The sequence below is a fragment of the Arthrobacter sp. genome, from assembly GCF_031988865.1.
GTDB lineage: Bacteria > Actinomycetota > Actinomycetes > Actinomycetales > Micrococcaceae > Arthrobacter_B.
On record NZ_DALZXY010000070.1, the window covers coordinates 3,772 to 13,086 of the forward strand.

The following is a 9,315-nucleotide window of genomic DNA, read 5'->3' on the forward strand; positions in this document are numbered from 1 at the left end:
CGGTCAGGGACCGCCCGCCCCGAAGTAGGGCCGGTTAGTTCTTGCCCTTGATGTTTTCGGCCCAGTAGCCGATCCATTCGGTTTCGTTCGCGCCAATGCGCTCCCAGTCGACTTCCATCTCCTTGAGGTTGAGGTCTGCCAGCCAGGCGGGCTCCTCGGTCATCTCGATGGAGGGGATCTGGTAGTACGTCTCGGAGAGTCCCTTCTGGGTGTCCTCACTCAGGAGGAACTCCAGGAACGCATCAGCGGCGTCGGAGGAGGGGCCGTTCTTGATCTTGGCGACGCCGTCAACCAGCATCGGTGCGCCGGACTCCGGAACAACCGGGGTGTAGGGCGCGTTCTGGCTGTCGATCTGCAGCATGACATCCTGCAGGTTCCAGGCGCTGGCGGCTGCTTCCTGGCGGGTCACCCGCAGGTACAGGTCGGTCGGGTTGGCGGCGTAGACCTTGGTGTTGGCGTCCAGCTGGCGCAGCCACTCGTAGCCGGCCTCGGGGGAGCCGGCTTCGTCGAACTTGCGGTCGATCATGGCCGAGTAGATGCTGCGCATGGTGCCGGAGGCCTCGACGTCGCGGATCGCGATCTTGTCCGCCATCTCGGGGGCGATCAGATCGTCCCAGTCCTTGGGGGCCTGCTCTTCGGTGAGCATGTCGTGGTTGTAGAAGATCACCTCGGCCAGCTGCATTTCGCCAACCCAGAGACCGGCCGGGTCGCGGAGCGCTTCGGGAACGGCCTCGACGACGGCGTCGGGAGCCGGTGCCAGGATGTCATCGCCGGCAGCCTGCTTCATCTGCTGGCCGGTGCCGCCCCACCAGATATCGCCCTGCGGGTTGGCCTTCTCGGCGCGGATGCGTTCGAGTGCTTCCTGGGCGCCGAGGGTGAGGATCTGGACCTTGCCGGCGTACTCCGGGTTTGCTTCTTCGAAGTCGGCGACAACTGCTTCTGCCAGTCCCTTGTCACGGGCGGTGTAGATGGTGAGGTCGCCGCCTTCGGAACCTTCCGCGCCTGACGAGGATTCGTCCAGTCCGCAGGACGAGAGCGCAAGCGCAAGGGCGAGGCCGCCGGCAACGGTGACGAGCGGGCCGCGGATTTTGCGGTTCAGAGCCATGTACTTCTCCTTGGTTGTGTAGTGCTTGTGGGTCTTGGTGCTGGTGGAAAATCTGGTGGGGGCAGGCCGGCGTGATCAGGCCGGGGTAATCAGGCTGGCGGGATCCTCGAGGACGCGGGCCACGGCGCCGAAGAGGACGGCTTCGATGCCGAGGGTGGCGAAGGTGACCTCCGGGGCGGACGGCGCTGAGGCACGGATCCGGTCGGAAAGCTCAGTCCGGGCGGAGTCGTCCAGGCCAATGGCATCACCGGAGAAGAGCACCAGGGCCGGGTTCAGGAGGCAGGAGCAGATCACTGCGGCCCAGGCCCAGGCATCCAGCACTTCGGTACGCAGCGCGGCGGCGGCGGGGTCGGTGCAAAGCCGGGCAACGACGTCGGACTCGCTCACCTCGAGGCCGGCGGTCTGCGCCGCCGCGGCAATGGCGGGGGTGCTCCAGCGTTCCTCGAAGCTGCCGCGGTTACCGTGGGGTACCGGTGCGAGGCCGACCGGCAGGAAGCCGACTTCCCCGGCGGAACGGGTGGCACCGAGCAGCAGCCCGCCGCTCAGGATGGTGGCGCCGATTCCTTCGGCGATGTGGATCAGGACCAAATCGTCGACGCCGGCGGCAGCTCCCGCGCTGCGCTCACCCAGAGCGATGAGGTTGACGTCGTTTTCCACCGTGACGGGCAGGCCGGTCCGGCGGGCCAGGGCCTGGGCCAGCTGCGGATCCCCGGCGGCCGCGAAGGCGGGGGCCAGGCTTACGGTGCCGTCCGCGGCGACTACGCCGGGCAGCGCGAGAACGAGCCGGGACGGGCGGCGGGCTGCCTGCTCGCCGAGGCCGGCGACGGCGAGGGCGGTGGCGCTGACCGGATCAGCCGGGTCGAAGGGGGAGTCCTGCGTGGCCAGGACCCTGGCATCCAGGTCGATGAGGCTGGCCCGAATGCGGCCGCCGCTGATCTCGGCCACGACCAGTGAAATGGCGGTCCGGTCCAGCTCCACGAGGGTGCGGCGTCGTCCTCCGGTCGATTCGCGGTGCCCGACTTCCTGGAGGTAGCCCATTCCCTGCAGCTCCTGGACGATCCCGGTGACGGTGGAGGGGCTGTATCCGGTCACGGACGCGAGGTCGGTCCGGGAGATCGGGCCGCTGCTCAGGAGGGCCCCGATAACGGACTCCACCCGGATTCGGCGCAACTCGTTGCGGCCGGTAGGCGCGCTGCTCTGGGGTGCACGGCTTTGTGAGGTGGACGACATTCTTACTTTATACGGTGAAGAAAGTAAGAATGCAAGAGATAGTTTCAGTGCGGCGCAAGGCCCGGAGCCGTAGAGCCCTGGGTCCTGCGCCGCAGAAGCCGTTGCTGCGGTGCTACTTCCTGATGCGAATCAGCTTCTTGTTGACGAACTCGTCCATGCCGTATTTGCCCAGTTCACGGCCCACACCGGAACGTTTGATGCCGCCGAAGGGGAGTTCCGCGGCACTTCCCCCGGCCTCATTGATGTAGACCATCCCGGCCTGGATCTGTCCGGCCACGCGCAGCGCCTTGGCTTCGTCATCGGTATGGATCGATGAGCCCAAGCCAAACGGGGTGTCGTTGGCCATGCGGACGGCCTCTTCTTCATCGTGGACCTTGAAAACCATGGCAACCGGCCCGAACAGCTCCTGATGGAACGCGTCCATGTCCGGTGTTATGCCGGTGAGCACGGTCGGCTGGAAATAGGCCGAGCCGGGTGCCGTCTGTGCTCCGCCGGTATGGAGCACGGCACCGGCGGAAACCGCGGCCGCGACCTGGCCCGCCAGCTGATCGGCGGCGGCCGTGGAGGACAACGGGCCTAGGAAGGTTTTCGGATCGGTCGGATCGCCAGGCCTGATGGCTGCCATTGCGGCGGTCAGCTTCTGCACGAACTCATCGTGGATATCCGCCATCACCACAAACCGCTTGCCGGCGTTGCAGGCCTGCCCGCCGTTGAGCATTCGGCTGAACACTGCACGGGACACTGACTCATCCACGTCCTTGGTGTCCAGCAGGATGAACGGATCGGATCCACCCAGTTCCAGGACCACTTTCTTCAGGTTGCGGCCGGCCACCTCGGCCACGGCGGAGCCGGCACGCTCGGAACCGGTCAGCGAAATCCCCTGCACCCGCGGGTCGGCAATGGTCGCCGCGATCTGCTCGTTGGTCGCGAAAACGTTGATGTAGGCTCCCTCCGGGGCGCCGGCATCCTTGAAGATCGCTTCCATGGCCAGAGCCGATTCCGGACATTGCGGGGCGTGCTTGAGCAGGATGGTGTTGCCGTTCATCAGGTTCGGGGCGGCGAAGCGGGCAACCTGGTAGTACGGGAAGTTCCAGGGCATGATGCCCAGAAGCACCCCCAGGCCTTCCCGGCGGACCATCGCCGTTCCGCCGGCTGCCACGTCCAGTTCCTCATCAGCGAGGAACGCGGGCCCGTTTTGCGCGTAGTAGCGGTAAATGGAAATAACAATGTCCACCTCAAAACCGGCTTGGACAATGGGTTTTCCCATTTCGCGCGTAATGATCGCGGCCAAATTGTCGCGGCGTTCGGCGTAGAGATCGGCCACCCGGTCCAGCAGTTCCGAACGTTCTTCAAGGGTGGAACGGTTCCATTTGCTGAACGCTGCATCGGCAGCGGTGACGGCATTGCCTACCTCGGCATCAGTAGCCGTTGGATAGGTGGCAAGGGTTTCCCCCGTGGCCGGGTTCCTTACGGAGTAAAGACTCATGAATGCTTCTCCTTATGGGGCAGGTTGTGGGCTGGCGATACTACGTCGACAGCCGGGGAACGGCTCAGACAGCGGCTTGGTAAAGGCCTAGTACACAACCACGCTGCGGCGCCCGGAGGAGGACTTGAGGCCCGCGATCGCCGCGGCCGCGGAGTCCAGCCCGATGCGCTCGCCGACCATCTCGTCCAGCGGAAGCAGCCCGGCCAGGTACAGGTCCGCGATTTTCGGGAAGTCGACGGCGGGGCGGGTGGAGCCGTAGTTGCAGCCCAGGATCCGCTGTCCAGCGGCAATGATTTCCCAGGGGCGGATGACGGCTTCGGCGTCGCGTGCGGGCATACCGACATAAACCGCGGCGCCACCCTGCTTGAGGTAGCCGGTCAGCGCCGCCGAGGTGCTCGTCAGCCCGATGGCGTCGAAGGCAAAATCGGTTCCTCCGCCGGAGATCTCCTTGATCTTCTTCGCCAGATCGGGGTCATCGCCCTTCAGGACGTCCGTGGCCCCGAAGCTGCGTGCGATCTCCAAGCGGTTCTCGGAGAGGTCCACCGCGATGATCTGCCGGGCGCCGACCAGCTTCAGTCCCATGATGAGTGCCTGCCCCACGCCACCGCAGCCCACAACAACGGCGGTCTGCCCGGCACGGACGTCCGCTGTGTTGGTGACGGCGCCAATGCCCGTGGCAATGGAACACCCGATGAGCGCAGCGACTTCCGGCGGAACGTCACTGGGGATTTTGATTGCGGCCGGCCGGGGCACAAGGCTGTATTCGGAGAATGCCCCAACACCGAGGTGCGGGCGCACCTCTTTGCCGTCGTCGGCAGTCAGCGGCGTGGAACCGTCGGGCAGGCCGTTCACGAACGCGCCGCTGGCCTGGCACAACCACGATTTCCCTTCGTGGCAGGAAGGGCAGTTCATGCACGGGGCAAACCAGGAGAACACCACCTGATCGCCGGGCTCGAGGTCGTGAACTCCGGCTCCGACGGACTCCACGATCCCGGCTCCTTCATGCCCCAGCGTCAGCCGGTAGGGAAAGGGCCAATCGCCGTTGATGACATGCAGGTCGGAGTGGCACACCCCCGCGGCGGCCATCTTGACCAGTACCTCGCCGGCGCGAGGTGTGCGGACGGAGATTTCCTTGATGTAAGGGATGGAGCCCGCACCATCAAAAAGCAACGAGCGTGAGGTGACCGTCGTGGACCCGGTTTGAGTGGCAGTCATAAAATGCTTCCTTCCGTTGAGTCTCCCCGCACGGCAATAGCTGCAAGGTGAACTAAACGTTACGGATAGCCCGATTGGCCCTTCAATGGACTTAACCCAGTGGAAAAGGCAGGCCGGAATAGGCGTTTGCACAGTGCGGGATAACGCCCTTGTGCTCGGCCTGGACTTTCTTTGCTAAGCCCCAGCCAGCCTCAATCAGCGCGGAATTGGAAGCGGACCTCCTGGGCTGAATAACCGGCGGCTACAAGTACCGTGGCAGCTTCCCGCGGCACCCGGACGTCATAACCTGTTGCGGCCTTGAACCCCGCCAACCGGTTAATGACCGTGTTCCGGTGGCAAAACAGCAGGTCCGCGGAGTCCTTGAGGGAACCGGTTTCCAGATACGCCTGAACGGTTTCCAGCATTCGATCGCGTTCGTTCGGGGCAACGCCGGCCAAGCCGCCCAGCACGCGTGCATGGAAATCGGGAACGTTGGCTTCCAAGTAGGCGGATGCAAGCAGGGGCCACCCACGATCCAGGCCGAGCAGCCCGGGCTCGTCCGGCGCCGCGCGTGCCAGCAGCGCTACAGCATTCAGGGCACGCGGGACTTCGGCCAGGCCATGAACGTGGGACAGGTAACCACCGTGCAGATCCGGGAACCCGTTCGGGTCACCCGCGGAGAACTGGCGGCGGAACGCCAGCAGAATCCCATCGGATTCATAGTCGAAATAGTCCTCATCGCCGCGGAGCTCTTCGAGAAAATTACGCAGGGCCGGAATGTGCTCGCCAACTGCGGCCACCAATTCGAAGACAGCGTCCTCGGGGACGCGCAGCTCAGCTGCAATCTCTGAAAGGGCACCGGGCTGTCCCAGGTCGCCCGTGAACAGGCGCGAGACGCTGTGTGTGGTCTTGAGTCGGCTGGAGTGGATCAAGCTCGACTGTTCCTGCAGATACTCATACTGGACATCCAGAACGTACCGTTCCACGGTGTCGTTGACTTCGCTGAGGTGTTGCACCAGGGCGCGCAGATCGGCGTCGTCCGCCGATGCGCCCAACGCGTCCAGCAGGACACCGAAATGCAGGCGGACAGCCCGCAGCAATTCGTCCAAATCCACGTTCTGGCGGGCACGTCGCATTCCCAGGGTCCGCGGAATCCGGGCCAGGTGCTCCGGCAGGGCCTTGCCCCTCAGCTGGAGCATCAGCATCTCGAAGGCTTCACGGGTGAAGACCTCGATTTCACCGGGCTCGACCCGGTGCGCACTGGAAAATGCCCCTTCGTGGAACCGGCGAAGGTGCTCGGTGGTCAGGCCGGCCCGCCTCTCCCATACGGATTCCAGCAGTCCGGTCCAGTGAGCCTTCAACGATTGAGCATTCAACGAGTCATCGGCCAGGACGGTACCGGTATTTCGCATGCGCCAAGATCCTCTCCCACAACTCCCGCGGAACACTGAACGCTGAACACCGTCCAGGTTGCTCAATACCCAAGGGTAAGCCGGAGCAGCAACGGGCCCGGCCACGACCGCGGCGTGACGGTTACCGCGTGGCTTCGGCCAGGTACTCCAGGATGTGCCGGTAGGAGTGGCCGGTGGCCTTGCTCATGCCGATTTCGCAGGTGCGGTTCACGGAGGCATACCCGTCGAAGGTGCGGGCGTTGATCTCGGCGGCCTGCTGGTTCGTGGCCGACGCGGTGAGCTCCGGATGGAGCAGCCCCCGGTCCCCGGCGAAGGCGCAGCAACCCCAGCTCGGCGGCACGAAGACTTCGCCGCTGATGGCCGAGGCGATGCTGGTCAGGGCGTCATTGGCGCCCAGCTGGGTCGAGGAGCAGGTCGGGTGCAGAGCCAGGGAGCCCAGCTTCGCCGTGACCTCCAGCCGCGGAAGGACGGTTTCATGAACGAAATCCACCGAATCCACAAACCGCAGCCCCGGGTAGGACGGGCTCTCTCCGGCCAGCCGCTTCATGGTTTCCAGTCCTTCGGTGCAGGAGGCCGCATCGCACACAACGGGTAGCTCCCCGCCGCCCGTGGCCACCCACAGGTTAGCCAGCACCCGCTCCGTCATGGCCTGGTAACCGGAGGTGAATCCCTTGGACTTCCAGGGCGTTCCGCAGCACAAGTCGCCGATCCCGTTGGGCACCCGGACACCGACGCCGGCGCGCTCGCAGAGTTCCAGGAACGCGGCGCCGGCTCCTTCGCCGATGTGACCGCTGCCGTCCTCGGACGGCCCAAACATGGTTCCGATGCAGGCGGGGAAGAACACCGCCACCGGGTCCGGATCCTCGCGCGGGGTCCGGCGGGTGCCGCCGGCCGGCAGCACGGTCTCGTAGGACTGCACATTGTCCGCGCCCAGCAGCGAACGTCCGACGGCGGTTGCCAGCTTGGGCAGCGGCGCCGGCACGGCCTTGGCCACAGACAGTGCCTTCCCGCCCAGGGCCGTCACGGTTCCCCAGTGCCCGGCGGCGGACTTCCAGCCCGCTCCGGCCACCGGATTCGCGTTTTCGGCCCGCAGCCGGCGGACCAGGTCACCGGTGTTGATCAGTACCGGGCACGCGGTGACGCACATGCCGTCGGCGGCGCAGGTCTGCACGCCGTCGTAGTCATAGTCGCTGCGCAGTTCCTTGGCCAGGGCGGCATCGCCGCGGGCTTCGGCCGCCGCGATTTCCCGGCGCAGCACAATGCGCTGGCGGGGCGTGGTGGTCAGGTCCTTGCTGGGGCAGACCGGTTCGCAGTAACCGCATTCGACGCAGCGGTCCACTTCCTCCTCAACCGTGGGAGCAACTTTCAGGTTTTCGATGTAGGCGCGGGGATCGTCATTGATGAGGACACCGGGATTGAGCAGGTTCGGCGGGTCGATCAGCGACTTGACCTCGCACATGATCCCGTAGAGCTCATCGCCGTACTGGCGGCGCACGTAGGGCGCCATGATCCGGCCGGTGCCGTGTTCGGCCTTCAGGGAGCCGCCTTCGGCCAGGACCAGGTCCACCATTTCCTCAGTGAACGCCTCGTAGCGGGCCAGCTCCGCCGGGTCGGAGAAATTCTCGTTGAGCATGAAGTGGATGTTGCCGTCCTTGGCATGCCCGAAGATCACCGAGTCCCGGTAATGGTGCTCGGTGAAGAGCTTCGCCAGTTCACCGCACGTGCGGGCCAGCGACGGGACGGGAACCACGATGTCTTCCAGCAGGGCATTGGTGCCCGACGGACGGGCGCCGGCAACCGTGGTGTAGAGGCCCTTGCGCATGTGCCACATCGCTGCCCGGTCCGCGGACTGGGAGGTCATGGCAAACGGTGCCGCCAGGTGCAGTGAATCGAAGAGCGGGCGGGAGAGTTCGCGTTTGGTGTCCAGTTCCTCCGCCGTGGCGGCCTGGTGCTCCACGAGCAGCGCGGCGTGCGCCCGGACGTCGATACCCTTCAGCTCCGGGGGAGCGTCGGCCGCGAGCTGCGCGACCCGCAGGGACGTGGCGTCCATCAGTTCGATGGTGGCCAGTCCTGTGGCGGTCAGCTCCGGCAGGGCGGTGGCCGCGGCGTCGAGCGTTTCGAAGAACATCAGGCCAGTGGCGATCTTCGGCAGGGCGGGGATGGTGCGGAAGGTAGCCTCGGCCACGAAGCCCAGGGTGCCCTCGCTGCCGATCATCAGGTGGGCCAGGATGTCCACCGGACTCTCGAAGTCCAGGAAGGAGTTGAGCCCGTAACCCATGGTGTTCTTCATCGAAAACAGCCGGGTGATCGTGGCGACGGAGTGCGGATTCGACACAATCCGTCCGCGCAGCCGCAGCAGACCGTCGAACAGCTCCGGTTCCAGGGCGCGCAGCCGCTCCTCGGCGTCAGGAGCCGCCGTGTCCAGCACGGTTCCGCCTGCCAGGACCAGCACCATGGACTCCAGCGTCCGGTACGTGTTGAACTCGGTGCCGCAGGCCATGCCGGAGGAGTTGTTGGCGACCACGCCTCCGATCGTGCAGGCGATCTCGCTCGCCGGGTCCGGGCCGAGCTTGCGGCCGTGGGCGGCGAGCCGGGCATTGACGGAGCGCACCGTGGCTCCGGGGGCCACCCGCACCCGGGAGCCGCCGTCGAGCACCTCGATGCCCCGGAAATGGTGCCGGGTGTCGATGAGCAGGCTGTCGCTGAGTGCCTGGCCGGAAAGGGAAGTCCCGCCGGAGCGGAACGTTGCCGGGATCCCGAGTTCCCGGCTGCGGCGCAGCAGGTCCGCGACCTCATCGGCGGTGGACGGCGTCGCTACGGCCTGGGGGATCAGGAGGTAGTGGGATGCATCGTGCGCCATTTTCCGGCGGTCGATTTCCCTGGTGCTG

6 protein-coding genes are annotated in these 9,315 nt (G+C 65.7%); all 6 read right to left on the reverse strand.

Annotated elements, in window-relative coordinates; genetic code table 11:
* Positions 1-34: 34 nt before the first annotated feature.
* Positions 35-1,105, reverse strand: coding sequence for an extracellular solute-binding protein (locus RTN46_RS12455; RefSeq protein WP_312181797.1), 1,071 nt, complete (start codon positions 1,103-1,105; stop codon positions 35-37).
* Positions 1,106-1,180: 75 nt separating this feature from the next.
* Positions 1,181-2,335, reverse strand: coding sequence for an ROK family transcriptional regulator (locus RTN46_RS12460; protein WP_312181798.1), 1,155 nt, complete (start codon positions 2,333-2,335; stop codon positions 1,181-1,183).
* 112 nt (positions 2,336-2,447) lie between these two features.
* On the reverse strand, positions 2,448-3,821 hold the full coding sequence (locus RTN46_RS12465; protein ID WP_312181800.1) for an NAD-dependent succinate-semialdehyde dehydrogenase: 1,374 nt from the start codon (positions 3,819-3,821) through the stop codon (positions 2,448-2,450).
* A gap of 87 nt (positions 3,822-3,908) precedes the next feature.
* Positions 3,909-5,036 carry an alcohol dehydrogenase catalytic domain-containing protein gene (locus RTN46_RS12470; protein ID WP_312181802.1) on the reverse strand — a complete coding sequence of 376 codons (1,128 nt, stop codon included), beginning with the start codon at positions 5,034-5,036 and terminating at the stop codon, positions 3,909-3,911.
* Between the two features lie 191 nt (positions 5,037-5,227).
* Positions 5,228-6,427 (reverse strand): helix-turn-helix domain-containing protein, encoded by a 1,200-nt coding sequence (locus RTN46_RS12475; RefSeq protein WP_312181803.1) that lies wholly within the window; start codon positions 6,425-6,427, stop codon positions 5,228-5,230.
* A gap of 121 nt (positions 6,428-6,548) precedes the next feature.
* The coding region (locus tag RTN46_RS12480; protein WP_312181805.1) for an FAD-binding and (Fe-S)-binding domain-containing protein at positions 6,549-9,315 on the reverse strand (2,767 nt) is incomplete at its 5' end.